The sequence below is a fragment of the Shewanella decolorationis S12 genome (genome assembly GCF_000485795.1).
GTDB lineage: Bacteria > Pseudomonadota > Gammaproteobacteria > Enterobacterales > Shewanellaceae > Shewanella > Shewanella decolorationis.
Genome location: NZ_AXZL01000067.1, coordinates 72,688 through 89,644, shown reverse-complemented (window position 1 = coordinate 89,644; position 16,957 = coordinate 72,688). Strand labels below are relative to the sequence as shown.

General features: G+C 47.0%; 10 protein-coding genes. 7 read left to right on the top strand and 3 right to left on the bottom strand.

Annotated elements, in window-relative coordinates; genetic code table 11:
* Positions 1–47 precede the first annotated feature (47 nt).
* The 5 genes from SHD_RS11565 (at position 48) to SHD_RS11545 (ending at position 8,161) form a co-directional block, all read left to right on the top strand.
* The gene (locus SHD_RS11565) at positions 48–1,478 is read left to right on the top strand and encodes an ATP-binding protein (RefSeq protein ID WP_023267280.1); all 1,431 of its coding nucleotides are present in this window, start codon (positions 48–50) and stop codon (positions 1,476–1,478) included.
* 398 nt (positions 1,479–1,876) lie between these two features.
* Positions 1,877–3,514, top strand: a complete 1,638-nt coding sequence (locus SHD_RS11560; RefSeq protein WP_023267279.1) for a glucan biosynthesis protein G — start codon at positions 1,877–1,879, stop codon at positions 3,512–3,514.
* Positions 3,515–3,537: 23 nt separating this feature from the next.
* Positions 3,538–5,721 carry a glucans biosynthesis glucosyltransferase MdoH gene (gene mdoH / locus SHD_RS11555; RefSeq protein ID WP_039978203.1) on the top strand — a complete coding sequence of 728 codons (2,184 nt, stop codon included), beginning with the start codon at positions 3,538–3,540 and terminating at the stop codon, positions 5,719–5,721.
* A 187-nt stretch (positions 5,722–5,908) separates the two neighbouring features.
* Positions 5,909–7,489: a L,D-transpeptidase family protein gene (locus SHD_RS11550; RefSeq protein WP_039978201.1), complete on the top strand. Its 1,581-nt coding sequence runs from the start codon at positions 5,909–5,911 to the stop codon at positions 7,487–7,489.
* A 123-nt stretch (positions 7,490–7,612) separates the two neighbouring features.
* Positions 7,613–8,161 carry a DUF882 domain-containing protein gene (locus tag SHD_RS11545; RefSeq protein WP_039978199.1) on the top strand — a complete coding sequence of 183 codons (549 nt, stop codon included), beginning with the start codon at positions 7,613–7,615 and terminating at the stop codon, positions 8,159–8,161.
* Here SHD_RS11545 and SHD_RS11540 read toward each other — a convergent pair.
* Positions 8,112–8,546 (bottom strand): hypothetical protein, encoded by a 435-nt coding sequence (locus SHD_RS11540; RefSeq protein WP_039978197.1) that lies wholly within the window; start codon positions 8,544–8,546, stop codon positions 8,112–8,114. The genes SHD_RS11545 and SHD_RS11540 overlap by 50 nt on opposite strands.
* A gap of 311 nt (positions 8,547–8,857) precedes the next feature.
* Between SHD_RS11540 and rplY the strand changes: the two genes are divergently transcribed.
* Positions 8,858–9,145 carry a 50S ribosomal protein L25 gene (gene rplY / locus SHD_RS11535; RefSeq protein ID WP_039978195.1) on the top strand — a complete coding sequence of 96 codons (288 nt, stop codon included), beginning with the start codon at positions 8,858–8,860 and terminating at the stop codon, positions 9,143–9,145.
* A 153-nt stretch (positions 9,146–9,298) separates the two neighbouring features.
* Here the strand turns inward: rplY and SHD_RS11530 are convergent, their stop codons facing one another.
* Positions 9,299–13,492 (bottom strand): translocation/assembly module TamB domain-containing protein, encoded by a 4,194-nt coding sequence (locus SHD_RS11530; protein ID WP_023267274.1) that lies wholly within the window; start codon positions 13,490–13,492, stop codon positions 9,299–9,301.
* Entirely contained in the window at positions 13,489–15,345 is a 1,857-nt protein-coding gene (locus SHD_RS11525) for an autotransporter assembly complex protein TamA (protein ID WP_039978192.1), read from the bottom strand. The genes SHD_RS11530 and SHD_RS11525 overlap by 4 nt, the downstream gene beginning before the upstream one ends.
* Before the next feature lie 120 nt (positions 15,346–15,465).
* Here SHD_RS11525 and SHD_RS11520 point away from each other — a divergent pair, with 120 nt between their 5' ends.
* Positions 15,466–16,497 (top strand): isoaspartyl peptidase/L-asparaginase family protein, encoded by a 1,032-nt coding sequence (locus tag SHD_RS11520; RefSeq protein ID WP_023267272.1) that lies wholly within the window; start codon positions 15,466–15,468, stop codon positions 16,495–16,497.
* Positions 16,498–16,957 lie beyond the last annotated feature (460 nt).

The following is a 16,957-nucleotide window of genomic DNA, read 5'->3' as shown; positions in this document are numbered from 1 at the left end:
AGTGACAAACTCGGCGTTTATCGGTATTTAGTAACAGCCTTTTAGGCATGTTTACTTCCACCATAAATGACGGGGACTATGGGGTGAATCGACTCAAGGTGCTGGATGTGTACTCATTACGATTGTTATTAACCTTGCTGATGCTCTCGGGGATCTCGGTTTCTGTGGGCATTTCAAGCTGGTTCAGCACCCGAGATTCTAAGCATCAAATCGAAGAGTTGTTCGATGCGCAAATGTTGCAAACCGCAAAAATGTTAGAGCTGCTCTACCACGATGAGGCTGATTTTAAGCGCCCGCAGTTGTTGCCGCAGATCCTCCATGTACCCGATAGCCAAGTTAGTAGCTTTGCAGAAAAAGCGGATGCGCTAAAGTTGGCCTATGAGCATAAACTTGCTTTCCAGCTCTGGAGCGAGGCAGGGCAAGCGTTAGTGTTTTCGGACAATATTGGTCGTCAACCCATTACCAAATTTGTCCAGGGTTACAGTAAAAAAGTATTCGAAGGCGAATTGTGGCATGTGTTTAGCTTTTTTTCGGTCAAACACAAAGTGTGGATAGTCACCGCCCAGCAGGATGAAGTGCGCCAAGAGTTGGTTTCGCAAATTATGCATAATGCAGTCGTGGTGCCACTGATTGTGGTGCCATTAACACTGCTTATTGTCAGTTTGTTATTTTACATACTGTTTAGACCATTGAAGTCTTTTGAACGCGAGTTAATGACGCGCTCGCCTAACGATCTCACGCCACTGACCATGTCACTTCCTAAGGAACTTGTGCCTGTGCGTCGCGCGTTAAATCAGTACATTAGCAGCATTGCGCGTTTTATTGCGAGGGAACGACGCTTTAGTGCCGATGCGGCCCACGAGTTAAAAACGCCTTTATCTGTAATTAAGTTACATCAACAGGGGTTAGAGGGATTAGTGGGGGAAGGGGATGCGGAGCGCATCCACCTTGCCGCCATCGATGCCGGAGTGAAGCATATGAGTCACACAGTTGAGCAGCTTTTGCTGCTCGCACGGGTCGACTCGATTGCCGAATTGAATGTACAGTCTTATCCGCTACTACCTATGGTGGAGGATGCGCTGAACCAATTAATGCCACTGATCACTGACTATGAATGGAATATCGATGTTGATGCCGCATTAACCCTCAACTGTGATCGCTTTTACTTACTGATAGTGCTAAAAAATATCATTGAAAATGCCTGTAAATACAGTCCGGCAGAAACTGAAATTTGCATCAGTGCCGAGCAAATCATTGCAGGAATTCAAATCACGATTGCTGACCGTGGTCAAGGCATGACCATGGCGCAAATTGCTAGCGCTACTGAACGTTTTTACCGTGTAAATGAAAACGAGGGCATTGGCGCTGGATTAGGTCTATCCATCTGCCACCACATTATCGATTTACATCAAGGGCAATTAACGCTAACTCCCCGTGAAAACGGTGGTTTAGTTGTTACTCTATTTTTACCCCAATAGCGCGATTGACTGCGAGCTTGGTGCAATAAATTTTGTTGCAACATGCTCGCGTATTGGCACGTATCACCTAAGATTATTGTCAGTAGTAAGTTTGCAAAAACGCTGATTTTGTTTCTGTAATGCGAACTAGATAGCACTTTACTTACAAGCGTTACTTTTAAAGATCAAATTGGTATGTTAATTCGAATTTGATATTCTTTATTGATATAAGTATATTGCTAAATAGTATCGTGCAAAAGGAGTTAACTGCATCTTTATTTATGAGTTTTTTACTCCTTCTGATATCTTTCGCGATATGTAACAGCATGTGTTTTTTTACCATCAAACAGCGGTAAAAAAATTTCACTGTGCAAACAAAAAACGTTGATTTCTTAGTTTATTTTTAGGTTACCTATCCTATGGTTAGCTTGTTGCGTTGCCAATCGTTTAAACCTTCTTCTTCAATTATTTGCTCACTGGCACTTAGCGTAGCATTTGCGCTAGCAAGCCCTGCATTTGCTGAAGAAACAAAGCCTGCTGAAAACAAACCCGCCACACCCGTGGTGAGTCCACCTAAGGCGACGGCTCAGCCGGCGAACAAAAATCAAGTGAGATTTACTAAAACGGGCACCTTTGATGGCGATTCGGTAATGAAACTAGCGCGTAAGCTGGCTTCAAAGCCCTATGTGGCGCTCAAAGATCCGCTGCCTGCAGGTCTTGCCAAGTTAACCTACGATGAATACCGTGACATTCGTTTTAACCCGATTTCGTCTATTTGGCGCGATCAAGGTTTACCATTCCAAATGCAAATGTTTCATCGTGGCTTTTATTTTCAAGATTTAATTGAAATTGCCATCGTTGAAGCTAACCAAGCAACTCACTTAGCCTACGAGCCGAGATATTTCACTGCAGGCGAGGTTATTTCGCAGGCGTTGCCAAATGATGACATTGGCTACTCAGGATTTCGTATCCACAATCAGCTAAACACTAATGGTGTATATGATGAGCTGATGGTGTTTCAAGGGGCGAGTTATTTCCGCGCGCTTGGTAAGGGTAACTCCTATGGTTTATCTGCCCGTGGTTTAGCCTTGAAAACCGCAGACCCAGAAGGGGAAGAGTTTCCAGTTTTCCGCGCGTTTTGGGTTGAGCGTCCCTCCTACGATAGCAATCTGATTGTGGTACACGCACTGCTGGATAGCCCAAGTGTGGCGGGGGCGTATCGTTTCTCTGTGCGTCCTGGTGACAATACCCAAATCGACGTTGAAGCGACCTTATTCCCTCGCGTTGAGTTAAATAAAGTTGGACTGGCCCCAAGCACGAGCATGTTCTTGCATTCACTCAATGGTCGCCACGATACCGACGACTTTAGACCCGAAGTCCACGATTCAGACGGTTTGTTAATGTTCAACGGCCGCGGTGAGCACCTCTGGCGTCCGTTGGCAAATCCACGCCAATTACAGGTAAGTGCGTTTTCTGACAACTCGCCTCAGGGCTTTGGGTTAATTCAACGTGAACGCAATTATGCCTCTTATCAAGATCTCGAAGCCCACTATGAGCGTCGTCCTAGTTTGTGGATTGAGCCTGTAGGCAATTGGGGACAAGGCGCGGTGGTTCTGACAGAAATTCCAACAGAATCAGAAATTCATGATAATATCGTGAGCTTCTGGAAGCCGCGTCAGCCGATCCCTGCGGGCAGCGAATATCATTTTGCTTACCGTATGAGCTGGGGCGAGGAGCCAGTGGCGAAAACCAATTCCGTCGTGGTGAGTCGTACAGCGAGTGGTCGTGCTGACATCGCTAAAGCGACCCCAAGACGTTTGTTTGTTGTGGATTATCATCTTAACGGTGCCATGCCCGATGAATTACCGCTTGCGAAGGTTGAATCTTCTGGGGGCGTGATTTCAAATGTGGTTATTGCCCGTAATGCGGCAAACAATGGTTATCGCCTCGCGTTTGAGTTAGAGCCAGAAGATAAGGAACTTATCGAATTACGTGCTGAACTCAAGTTTTCTACACCGCGTCAGGTTGAAACCTGGCTCTATCGCTGGACGCTTTAAGGTCCATGACGGAGCAACTTAATATGACTTTATCCGAGAATTCGGTTCTTGAGACTGAAGTGCTCGTGGGTGGAAGCGCCATGCCTAATGAAAGGCCTGGCGCGATGGAGCCCCAAAATTTAAGCCAAATGCCTGAAGGATTCCCACGCCGTAGCACAGTGGCTAACGGCGTGCGCTCAAAAGTATCCCGTCGATTTTTGGTTGTGGGCGGCGCCTTGGCGCTGTCCGCTTTTGCTATCTATGAAATGGCTGCAGTATTCAGTATCGGAGGGATCACTCCACTCGAATATCTGATGTTGGTGCTGTTTGCGATTAACTTCTGCTGGATTGCCTTGGCGTTTTGTAGTGGTATCGCAGGCTTCGTCATGTTGCTGAAAAAGCCTAAGCCAAACGAGCTTGAGCAGACTGAGCTACATACCCGCACTGCGATTTTGATGCCCACCTATAATGAGTCGCCTGATAGGGTGTTCTCTGCGGTATCTGTGATGGCAGAAGCCTTGTCGCAAACTGGGCATGGCCATGCGTTCGATTGGTTTATCTTAAGTGATACCACAGATCCTGAAATCGCCCTGTTAGAAGAACAGGCGTTTTTAGTGTTACGCCAAGAAACCCATAAACATTCTCGCGTGTATTACCGCCGCCGTCGTAAGAACGTGGCGCGTAAAGCGGGTAACGTGGCGGATTTCTGTCGCCGTTGGGGTTCTCGTTACGATCACTTACTGGTGCTCGACGCCGACAGTTTGATGGAATCATCGACCATCACAGGCTTAGCACAACGTATGCAGGCCGATCCTGATGCCGGACTTATCCAAACCATTCCTTCGCTTATCAATGGCACCACCTTAATGGCGCGTTTGCAGCAGTTTGCGGCGCGTATTTATGGTCCTGTGATTGGTACGGGACTTGGTTGGTGGGTACAAAAAGAAGGTAACTTCTGGGGCCATAACGCCATTATTCGTACCGAAGCCTTTATGGGCGCGGCGGGTCTGCCAAACCTTAAGGGTAAACCGCCATTTGGTGGCCATATTCTAAGCCATGACTTTGTCGAAGCGGCGCTTATTCGCCGTGCGGGTTGGAGTGTGGTGATTGCTTACGACTTACCGGGCTCTTATGAAGAATGTCCGCCATCGATTGTCGATTTAGCCGTGCGCGATCGCCGTTGGTGTCAAGGTAACTTGCAGCATTCCCGTATCCTGCCGACCAAAGGCTTACACTGGGTCAGCCGTTTACACTTAATGACGGGCATTATGGCGTATTTGTCATCGCCATTCTGGTTGTTATTGATTTTAACTGGTTTGATGCTCGCCTTGCAGGCACACTTTATTCGTCCTGAGTATTTTACCGACCAATTCTCCCTGTTCCCGACATGGCCTATCATGGACTCGGACAGAGCATTGAGATTGTTCTATATCACCATGGGCGTGTTGTTTGGACCTAAAATTTTCGGCGTATTATTGCTGCTAAAAGATGGCAACTTTGCCCGCAGTGTCGGTGGTCGCATCAAGGCGATTTTGAGCGTGATATTTGAGGTGATCCTCTCGGCACTAATCGCTCCTATCATGATGTTCATCCACTGCGGAGCGGTGATGTCGATTCTGATGGGACGTGACAGTGGTTGGTCTCCACAGCGCCGTGACGATGGCAGCATGCCTTGGTTAACCCTGATCTATCGCCACCGCTGGCATATGCTGGCGGGCGTGATGTTAGGTTATGCGGCCATTTTGGACTCCTTAACATTGCTCGCGTGGATGAGCCCAGCCTTGATTGGTCTGTGGTTAGCCGTGCCGATTTCGGCGTGGACGGGTTCAATTAAGATTGGTGAGTTCTTCAAACGCATTGGTATTTTGGCCACGCCTGAGGAGCGTAATCCTGCGCCTATCTGCATCCGTGCTCAAGAGGCGCGTGCCGCCTATCAGGCGCATATTGAGCAACCTTGGACATTAGCCCAAGTGTTAAAAGATCCAGCGTTAATGGAACTGCACTTGGCTATGGTTGATAAGCAGCCACTGCGTGCGGCGGGTACACCCATAGAACCGGTTGAAGCCATTGTGCACGTAAAAGTGCATGAAGCGCAGTGCCAACAGAGTGCTTTGGCGTTATTTAACCGTCAGGAAATGGCGCTGGTACTGGCTAATCCGCTGATGCTGCGAAGTTTACAAAAGCTGCCCGAGCAGTTTGTACCGGAAGACTTAGTGTCTTTCTGCTAGTACGAACTTCAATCTAGCGTTATTTAGCTAACTTGATGAAATGCCACTGATGTCTGTCAGTGGCATTTTTGTTTTATCCCTCTGCGCATCTGCATTTCGTTAACGGCTTCAGCTATATTGAAATGAGTACTGGTGTCAGTATTCGCGGTATATTATTGCTAAGTCGATGCTGTAAAAGGGGATGTTTATGGTGATTGTCAGTCGATTAACGTCTAATCCTAATATCCAAAATTACTGCTTGATTTCTATTCGGCGAGGGTTCCTACAGATGTTGCTCATGGGTCTTGTGCTAGCGAGTACAAACGCTCCAGCACTTGAGCCTTCCGCACCGAGTGTCTACCAACTATCCGAGCAAGACTCTGCCCTTGAGCAAATATTAGGGCAAACGTTATTGCTGAGCCTTGCCAATGTTAGCCCTATTTTTAGTGCTAATTATCACCAACTGGTTGAGTGGCGGCATAAAACACTCAACAGTGAGGAGCGAGATAAACTGAGTCAAATGCAGCAGCAACTCGATCATTATTGGCTGTATCTCGATACTCAAGCTGAATGCAATACGCCTTGTGTGTCCGCAGCAAGTATTCCAAAAGATCAATATTACCTGGCTGTGATAGTCAAGCTTAAACAGTTGATGCAACAAGCGGAAAGCACTTCTTGGGACACGCTCATCCTCGAAGATAAGCTAAGTCCGGGACAGGAGAGTCCGCTTATCGAGTCGATTAAGTGGCGCCTTTTCGATTTAGGCTTTTTGCCTGATAAACTGAAAACGAGTTCTGAGTTAACCACTGAGTCGGAAACGATTTCGCCACAGGCAACAACTCATGCAGAATCAATTGCCCGACCAGAGCTTGCTGAAAGTGATAACAATCTTAAGCGTTATGATGATGAACTGGTTAGCGCAATTAAAGCGTTTCAACGTCAACATGGTTTACTGGATGATGGTGTAATTGGTAAGCAGACCCTGTATTGGCTTAATCAATCTCCCTTTGTTCGAGCCCAGCTACTGGCCAAAAATACCCTTAGACAGCAGATTTTTACGCGAACTTTACCCTCAAACTATCTGTTGATAAACATTCCGGCATTTGAGTTGCAATTGGTCGAAGAAGGGAAGGTGACACTCGATTCTAGAGTGATAGTGGGCAAAGCATCGCGACCAACACCCCTGTTAAACAGTCAAATTGCAAGTGTCGTGTTAAACCCACAGTGGCGAGTACCTCGTTCTATCATCAATCGCGATATTTTGCCTCATATTCGTCACGATGGTCATTACCTGCAGGACCGCGGGTTTGATGTGTACGATTATGACGGTACGCGAGTAGAGCATTCGCCGCAGGAATGGCAAGCCTTAGCCGCTGCAAATTTTCCCTATCGTTTAGTGCAACGTCCAGGGGAGAAAAATGCTTTAGGCCGATATAAATTTCATTTCGACAATAGTTTTAGTGTGTATTTACACGGAACTTCTGAGCCAAGTCTCTTTAAAAAGACCAATAGGGCCTTATCATCGGGTTGCATTCGGGTTGAAAAGGTCGAGGAGTTGGCACGCTGGTTTCAGACTCATTTAGTGAAAGATACGCGCCTTTGGGACAAATTAATGTCCAATACGACTCAATCTCAATGGTTCGCTTTGTCTGAGACCTTGCCTGTTTACACTGTTTACTGGACGTCATGGCTTGATGAGCATGGCAAAGTACAGTATCGGAATGACATTTATCAATTAGAAGCAGATTTTAATCTCGCTGTAACGGCATCAATTTTTCACATACTCTAACGGGCTGAACTTTTTAGGGATTTAGATATCTGAAACAGAGTGTGTTTGCCAACGCTTGATCTGAGCGGCAATTCAGTATAATTTGCGTTTTTAGTGTTCAAAAAGAGTACAAAAGGTGATCATGTGACGTTACTTTGTCCTGCCCGTAGGCAGTTGTTGTTAGGCCTCAGTGGTGTGGCATTGTGTTCTTTGATTCCGTCTAAAGCTTTAGCCAGTCGCTCTACTAAAGGGGTTCGCGAGCTGAGTCTCTATAATCGTCATACGGGTGAACATAATAATGGAAGTTATTGGATTGACGGTCATTATCAGAGTGAAGTATTGAATGATTTTAGCCAGTTACTGCGTGACCATCGCCAAAATGTTGCAGCGCCTATGGATAAACGTTTATTCGATCTACTGTTTTCACTCAAGAGTACGTTAAATACTGATAATGAGATCCATGTGATTTCAGGCTATCGCTCGCCCAAAACCAACGCGATGTTGGCTAGCAAGAGCGGTGGTGTTGCTAAGAAAAGTTACCATATGCAAGGGATGGCAATGGATATTGCTATTCCAGGTGTGAACTTAAAGACCCTTCGCGATGCGGCGTTATCGCTTAAATTAGGTGGAGTGGGTTACTATCCTAAGTCGGGTTTTGTGCACGTTGACTGTGGTCCCGTTCGCCACTGGTAGTCTGCTCGTTTTGCAGTGAGAGCTGCTGATAAAACTGCAGCTCGAGTGCTTGAATCTCCTGCAAATAATGTCTTAACAGCGGTAAAAATTGCTGCCCTAGCTTGTTCATTTCCCTGCGCTGTTGCCAGTCGTTAACATGTTGATTGAGGCAATGAGAAAACTTAAATTGTCTGATCCGTTGCTCTTCAACGGCCGAGGACTCACAAAGCTGCATTAACATCAGCAAACTTCGATTTTTTTGTTGGGTACAAGCAAGCAGTTCCAACAATTTCAACTCGATGGTGGTTTGTTGATAGGGGACAGTTTCGATCAGTGAGACGAGTTCACGGGCTAATTGGCAGGAGAGTCGATTGTCTTGTTGCAATAAATACAGCTCGTGACGCATGTTTTACAAGGCTGAGATGACAAAATTTGGCAGAGCTTAACAGGCATCGAATGGCTTAAGTGTGATCAAGATCGCGTGTTATTTGATTCAGATCAAAGGCGTTTCGCCTATGTAACAGGCCGCAAACAAGTTTTCCAATTCAATAAATACTCTTTGTGATTTATAACGATAGCCGTTCAGTACCGTTTATGCTTAAGAGTGGTGCTGTCCTTGTACCTGCCGAGTAACTGTGTTAGTATGCGCGCGCTTTATATGAGTCACCATTGGTCGAAAATGGTGGCATTTTTACTCTAAATTTAAGTGAGAAACACATGTCTTACACTATCCCAGCACAAACCCGCACTGAAATAGGGAAAGGTTCGAGCCGCCGCCTACGTCATGCAGGTCAAGTTCCTGCTGTTATTTACGGCGCAGGCAAAGAGCCAGTTTCAATTGTTTTTGATCACAAAGACATCATTAACATTCAAACTAACGATGATTTCTACACTTCTGTACTGACTATCGTTTTAGATGGCAAAGAAGTGAATGTTCGTGCACAAGCGATGCAACGCCATGTGTTCAAACCAATCATCGAACACGTTGATTTCGTTTACGCTTAATTGTCGTGATTGAAGCAAAAAGCGCCTTAATGGCGCTTTTTTTGTCTCTATTGACTCGCCTCAAATGCGTTAACATGCCCTAGTTAGGTGCTGAGTCCTAACTTTGAAACAGCCGCGAAGCATAACAACGCGGCTATGTCGTTTTTAATTTAACTATTTGATATTAAAGTTGTAATAAATATCTAGGGATTGGCCTAAGGTGCCTGATACCGTCTCCAAATAGAGCTGGGATAACAGATAATATCTCACTGTCATCTCATAACCAGGGTTGAATACGCCAACGCCGTATTTCACCATTAAGTTATCACCAATAAAGCCGCTGATCGCCACGCGACCTTCATCGTTAGTGTCGAGCTGTACGTTGGAGAAACCGAATTCTTCAATAATCCCAGCAGCGGTGTTGCCAATATTATTGATAGCGCCACCGCCGCCTACCTGTGAACTTAATCCGAGTGCTGCGCCCATCATTAATGAGTTATTCTGCTCGTTATTACTGCTGTTAAAACCGCTGCCTTTGATAATGTAAGACAGGATCTCCGCTTGCTCCTTCGCAGGGTTTGAGAACAGCGTCACAACGGGGCGAGCAGGTGTGCCAGTGACACGGACACCGGCAACTAGATCCTCACTCTTAATTTCACGAATAGCTTCAATATTTAAGTTAGGGACTGAGGTTGGGCCGACAAACTGGACTTCACCGGTGCGGATCTTCAGGGTTTGTCCCATAAACTTATAGCTGCCTTGTTTGACTTTAATATCGCCAAAAAGCAAGGGGGGACGGAATGCCTGTTGTTGAAGTTTTAAGGTCCCTTGCAGCTTACCTTTAAGGCCCATACCATCCACTTTTAAGTCGTTACCGACATTAATATTCAGATCCGCCACAATCGCATAGGGACTGGCTTTAGGTTGCGCCGCGGCAATCGAGTCATCGAAGACCACATCTTCCGACAGGGCAACACCACCTTCGGCGAGTTGGACTATCTTGATATTACCCGAAGGCACATCGACAACCCCTTTGACTTCAAGCTGTTGACTACTAAAGGCGATGGTGAGATCGGGTGAGACATCGAGCAGTGCCAAGGGCGGTTGGATCACGGCTAATTTGTCACCCTTTATCGCAAGCTCGCCACTAAATTGGCCTTGAGGCCAGCGCATATCACCCGTCACTCGACCTAATCCCGTACCCATCATCCAACGGCCTTTGAGGGACGCCTGTTGACCACCAAGATCCATCGACATATCGATTTTATTGACCAAGGTTGGGTTTGCGGTTAAGGCGAGGGCACCTTGGGTGAGGGACACATTGCCCGATACCTCTGGCGCATTTAAGGTGCCAGCAAAGTTTAATTTGCTGGTCAGTAAACCTTCGAGGGTATTGAGCTGTGGGAAAAACTCGCCTAAGGGTTGTAGGTTAATTTGTTTGATATTGGCATAACCTGACAAAGCCCTGTCTGGGGTCACGTTAACGGTAAATTCACTCTGCCAACTAGCAACTGCTTCTGATTCAAAGTTAATCGTTGATGTAAGGCGTTTAGCATCCAAATTTGCCTTTAACGCGAGCTGTTGATACTTGATGGTGACTTCACGGTTTTTAGCGCGTTTAAGCTTGATGCTACCGGGAGTAAAATTAAAGTCGACATTAGCGGTGGGTTTACGTCCCGCCGCCCAAGCAAAGTTTGCTAAGAGTGAAGAACTGCCGTCCCATTGCATATTGTCTGGTAATACAGGCACTAACAACTTACCTAAATTACCTACATAGCTGATCTGGGCATCGCCAGTTTTGCCAATTGTGACTTGATTATCGAGGCAAACCTGACTGTTGGGGTTCACTAGACAGAAAGGGCTAATATTACCTTTGGATTTGTTTTGGTCCCACGCAATAAAAATGTCCTTATCAATTTCCCAGCGACCAACAGGGGTTGCCAAGTTGATTTTATTCACTTGAGCTTTTAACTGGGATTTTTTCATATCGTATTGGCTGCTCACGCCAAGCTCGAGTCCTAAATCCCCTGTGGCACTCAGCGTGAGTTTTTGGTTTTGAATATCACCCTTACTGCCCAAGATGACAGTATCTAGACTCTGTGAGCCGAGTTGTAGCGCCTTGGACTTGAGTGAAAGGGCAAACTCGTGTGCATCCAAAGGTTTATAGTAAGCCTTGAGTGTTGACTCCCTGAGTTTAATATTTTGATGCACCAGATCGACCAGTTGCGCGGTTAGCTCAAGTTGTGGATGTTTTTCATCCCCAGTGACATTGATATCTGCCTGCAATTGGCCGCTGGCTTGGGGTAGCCATAAACCGAAATCGGGGACTTGCAGCTTGCCCTCAATGTTCCAGGTTTTGTTGGTTTCGCCCGCTAAGGTTAAGGTTGAACCCAGTACCTTAGCATTGACCCCTTTGGCGCTGATATACAGTTTATCGTTTATGCTGACATCGGCTGTGATATCAAACGGATAACTCTGCATTGTGCCTGACAGTTGAGTGTCTGTTAGCGCCACTTGCCACTGTTTATCTAGCAAACGCCCAGTTGTCTGTAATTGTCCCGAGATTAAACTGTTTGGCAGGCTGCTCGTTGCACTTGTAGCGGCTGTTGTTGTCGTTGGCGCTGGCGTATTTGTTGTGGCAGGCGCGGACTTATCGGTATTTGTGCTCGGCGCTTTAGAGTCCTTTTTAGCTGTCGTTTCAGGCGTCTGTGCGGTTTCCGGCAGGGTGATTTCCTGTAATTTCAGGTTATCGAGCAATACCTTGGCTTTCCAAGTGATCGCCTTAGCGTAATCTAGCTCACCGGTGACATCGACCGAACCTAGCTCGCCCTTTGCAATAAACTGCTTAATATCGAGCTTCGCATCCTGATGATGGAGTTCACTGCTGATGGCTAAGACTTTATGGAAAGGTGTGGTGACATTTCCATTGAGCGTCGCCGCTTGCTGCGTGAGGGAGCCTTGGGTGTCGAGGTTAAGGTCGCTGACGAGATACTCGGCATGTTGCAGTGGCCATTGTGCGCGGGCTTTCTCTAGTTTGACCTTGTAGGGCAGCATGGGATCTTTGAGGGTCAATTGTCCATTGAGACTAAAATCGACATCCCCATTGGCAAGGGCATGGATCCCAAGCTGTCCGACGCTTTGGCTAAGCGTTAGGTTTAATTGTTGATGGGTCAATTCAGGCAACTCGGCAACCTGAGTCACATTGGCCTTAACCTCAAGCGCGAGCGGATAGTCCTGTTCGAGGGCGAGTTGGCCCACCACAGAAACTTCGCCATAACTATGGGCAAGCAGCAGTTTTTCTAGAGTTAACTGATACTTGGCAAATTGACCTTGAAGCTCAATATGGCTAAATAGATCTTCGCGCGGACCAATCTGTAAACGGCTGTTGTCTAAACTGAGGTGCTTGACATCCACCGGAAAAGGCATAAAAACCTGTGGTAAATGGGCAAGAGCCCATTCCTCTGAAGATGCTTGCTTGTTGGCGTTTTCATCCGTTTGTTTATCTGCAATGGGTTTCTCAGTGGAAGCTTTAGCGCTTGTTGCCACCACTGCGGTTGCTGATTTTTCTGTCTCAGGCTGAGGAGGCGTAGCCGCTGCGCTCGTGGTTTCTGCCGCTGTAGTTGTCTCAGTTGCCTTGGTGTCAGTAACTTGTATGCCTGCGCCTTGAGGAGTTGTGGCTGGTGTGTCTGGCACAGAGCTGTCGTCGGTTGGAATTAACACGGCCAAGCCTTCACTGCTAAGCTGCTCGACTGTCAGTCCTTCGGCAAACCAAGTAGCGGCGGTCTGAATATGATTTGCCGAAAAGCGCATCTTATCGACCGAAATATTGATGTTATTCAGTTCAGCGCTGTCGAGTTTGATGCCAAAGGGCAGAACCAGTTCACTCGGCTCATCATTTTCGGGGGGGACGTCGACTTCTGCACCGCCGGCGCTTAAGGTCTCGGTATCGATATTGACATCGATTTGGCTCGCCGTTAGAGCATTCACGCACAGCTGTTTTTGTAGCAGACATGTGGGTTGCCATGCCAAATGTAAATCCTTGAGCTCGACCTTAATCCCATCCATCGACCAACTGGCGTGGGCTAAGGTGAGATCTTTATTTAAGGAGCCAGAAGTGTAGGTGAGCGCCAGATCGGGCACAAACTTATCGGCTAAACCCACACTTATCCGCGAGCCAATTTCAGTCCCTAGCAGTAATGCGGTTAGCACCAAAAGACTTAAGGGAACGTAAACAATAATCCGCGTGCAGAGTTTAAATATTTGCCAAATGCGCAGCTTAAGCGTTTTGGGCTGCACGCATGTTGGATTTTGCTCTAAAGAGGATTGCTGCTCAGGTGCATTAGGTTCATGGATAGGGGGCTGACTCATAGCTCTGTCCCCATGGTTAAGTGAATGCGCCATGAGCGGTCAATGGTGTCTGTCTCTTTCAAACCAACCCCTAAATCTAACTTAATTGGGCCAATGGGGGAGATCCAATGGATACCTCCGCCCACTGAGACCACAGGTTCAAACTGGTTGTTATCAAAGGCGTTACCCGCATCGACAAAGGTGGCAACACGCCAAGTCGGGGTGACGTAATATTGATATTCCAAACTGCCAACCATGAGATAGCGCCCACCGATAACCTCACGATTAACTTTTCCATCTGCATCGAGGTAATCGAGATAAGGACCAAGCTCTTGATAGCCATAACCACGTATGGTTTGGTCGCCACCGGCAAAGTAACGTAGCGACGGCGGGATAAAGGCCAGCTCATTTTCATTGGCTAGGTTGGCGGCGAGATCCATACGCGCCACAATTCTGTGGTTATCAAAAAAGGTATCAATCCACTTAAACTTGGCCTGTAAACGGGCAAGGCGGGTTTCTGAGCCCAAATAAGGATCGGCATAATCTAAGCTATACATTTGCCTAAAGCCGGACTTAGGATCGAGTGAGTTATCACCACGGGTGGTTTTAGAAAAGTTAATTCCCGCCAGATAAAAACTAGGGCTGTAATCGATGTCAGATTGAGTATATTCCTCGCGAATCGCATCGAGGGAATAACTCATGAGCCATTGATTATCTAAGCGTTGTTGCCTAAGTAGCCCGAGCAAATACTTGGTCGACTCCAATTGCCCTGTGTTGCGAAAATCGCGGTTTTCTGGCTCGTAAATCTGGGTAACCCCGTATTTATCTCGCAACAAGCCTAAACGAATTTTGAGTTGATCGTCTAAGGGATGCGTCAGTGGAATCGTATAAGTAGTTAAAAACTTGGGCCTATCAGGAGACCACTCCAAACTGGTCTCCTGAGAATGACCGTACTTATTGACTTGTGGTGTGCGCCAAGTGACCCGCACCCTAGGGTCGAAGGTTTTATCGGCGCTTTGGCCTATATCGCCACCGAGACCTAATTCAATCGAGTGGCTGGCTTTATTGGTGAGTTCTACCTTTACTGGCAGTTGATTATCCTTTGCCTGATCGACCTGAGGGATCACTTTTATATTGGCAAAATAACCCGTATCCAACAACTGGCGGTTAAGTGCACTGACACGGCGGGTCGAATAGGCCGCATCTTCCTTAAAGGGAATAAGCTTAGTGAGGATATCCGGCTCTAAAGTATGTCCATCAAAACTCACTTGACCAAAGTGGTAACGTGCGCCGGAGTTAAAATGCAGGCTAATTTGCGCCGTGTTTAAATCGCGGTTGATTTTGATTTGCGACTCGGTGAATTCGCCATCGAAATAACCTCTTGCCAGGGCAAGCGTCACCAGTTGGGATTTCACATCGGAATACACCCCATGGTTGAGCGTATCTCCTGGCTTGATATTCACCTCCGCCAGCCACTTATCGAAGGCGCGGTCGTCGAGCATATCGCCGGAAAAATTAATGTCGACCCATTGAACTTTAACTGGCTCACCCGCTTTGACCGTGAGTTTGAGCTCCCACGGGCCTTTGTCCTTTTCGACTAACTGTTCTTCCACTTCGCCATGGTAATATCCCATGGACTCGAGGGCGGTGGTGACATTGTCTTCGACGTTAAATAAGAAGGCTCGGCGCTGCACTTCGGAGTCTGGCATCGCGCCTAAGTGGGCGAGAATGTTACGCTTTAGGGCTTCGTCGACCCCGTTGACAGAAAGCGTTAAAAAGTTATCGGCGGCCATAGTCCCCGATGTGACTAAACTCAGGCCAAGAAGCAAATGAAGACGAAAAGATAATGACGTTATTTGCAAGAATCGCTGCACTTTATAATCCCTGTGATGTGAGTTCATTGTCGCCAGAATGGAGGTAACAGGCAAGGAGATGATTGAAATTAGTCATTGAAATGGTTACAAAGGACGCTACTGTTTAAGGGGATGTAAATAATGAAAATAAAATTAGCCACCTTTAGTTTAATTCTCTCGAGTGCACTTTTTATGTCACAAAATACCCATGCGAATGAAAAACCTTTTGCCATTGCGATCCACGGTGGCGCGGGCACGATTTCCAAGGCTAATCTCACACCTGAGCTGCGCCAGGCCTACAAAGACAAACTCAAAGAAGCCGTTGATAAAGGCTCCAAAGTGCTCGAGCAGGGTGGCGATAGCTTAGTTGCGGTGCAAACCGCCATCAATGTATTAGAAAATAGCCCGCTGTTTAACGCCGGTGTCGGTTCGGTTTACACCTATGATGGCGGCCATGAGTTAGATGCCTCCATTATGGATGGTAAAACCATGAATGCGGGCGCCGTAGCGGGCGTGCGCCATATCGCTAATCCTATCGATTTGGCCCTAGCCGTGATGAATAAGTCCGAGCATGTGATGCTCTCGGGCGCAGGGGCCGAGGAGTTTGCCTTAACCCAAGGTTTTAAACTGGTACCTAACAGCCATTTCGATAGCGATGCACGTTATCAGCAATTACTCGATGCCAGGCAAAAACTGCAGGCGGCTGAAAAATCAGACCAAATTGCGGGGATTGAGATGAAAGATCTCGATTATAAATTTGGCACCGTCGGCGCTGTCGCCTTAGATAAAAACGGCAACTTAGCGGCGGGCACTTCTACTGGTGGGATGACGGCTAAGCGCTTTGGTCGGATTGGGGACTCGCCCGTGATTGGTGCTGGCACCTATGCCGAAAACGGCGTTTGCGCTGTATCGGCTACTGGCCATGGTGAGTTTTTTATTCGCTATCAAGTGGCGGGCGATATCTGCGCTAAGGTGAAGTACCAGCAAAAATCCATTATTCAAGCGGCAGATGAAGTGATTAATCAACGCCTTATCACCGCTGGCGGCTCTGGTGGTGTGATTGCGGTCGACCACAGAGGCAATATTGCCACGCCATTTAATACCGAAGGTATGTACCGCGCTACCCGTAGTAATGGCGAGCCAGCCCAAGTGATGATTTGGCAGGATCAATAGGCCTGTTTCCGATAAGAACGCTTAGATTAGCCTGATGACACTGACGGTATTGGCTTGGTGTTTTCACCTTGTTTGCCCCGATATGTCGAATAACAATGCAGTACTGACCTAACTCTGCATAAATGCCGAATTGTTGAAAACTCCTGAATGGTCATTAAATCCTATTTTTATTGGCTAATTTATTGAAAATTTTTAATTTTAGCTTTAGTCGCCCAACGAATAAGTGCCACAATGGTGGCACTTATGCTAAGTCATATTGACGTTTCTGGTTTTTTTGCAGCAATTTGGCTGGCTTGTATACAAGGCTGAGTCCGTGCAGTGTCGTTATTCTACATAAACGGACGATAACGCAGCAGAAACGCCAGCCAAATGCTGCCCGAAGAGTTCGTCTGGCAAGCCCTTGCTATCATAGCCGCTCGTCATTTGAGTAGAATAACGACACATCATTCCTCGTTTCGCG

What these genes read in the sequence shown, in the direction of transcription:
- mdoH (WP_039978203.1), top strand. Translation starts at nt 3,538, where the DNA reads ATGACTTTATCCGAGAATTCGGTTCTTGAGACTGAAGTGCTCGTGGGT.
- SHD_RS11530 (WP_023267274.1), bottom strand. Translation starts at nt 13,492, where the DNA reads ATGAGTCAGCCCCCTATCCATGAACCTAATGCACCTGAGCAGCAATCC.
- rplY (WP_039978195.1), top strand. Translation starts at nt 8,858, where the DNA reads ATGTCTTACACTATCCCAGCACAAACCCGCACTGAAATAGGGAAAGGT.
- SHD_RS11540 (WP_039978197.1), bottom strand. Translation starts at nt 8,546, where the DNA reads ATGCGTCACGAGCTGTATTTATTGCAACAAGACAATCGACTCTCCTGC.
- SHD_RS11560 (WP_023267279.1), top strand. Translation starts at nt 1,877, where the DNA reads ATGGTTAGCTTGTTGCGTTGCCAATCGTTTAAACCTTCTTCTTCAATT.
- SHD_RS11565 (WP_023267280.1), top strand. Translation starts at nt 48, where the DNA reads ATGTTTACTTCCACCATAAATGACGGGGACTATGGGGTGAATCGACTC.
- SHD_RS11550 (WP_039978201.1), top strand. Translation starts at nt 5,909, where the DNA reads ATGGTGATTGTCAGTCGATTAACGTCTAATCCTAATATCCAAAATTAC.
- SHD_RS11520 (WP_023267272.1), top strand. Translation starts at nt 15,466, where the DNA reads ATGAAAATAAAATTAGCCACCTTTAGTTTAATTCTCTCGAGTGCACTT.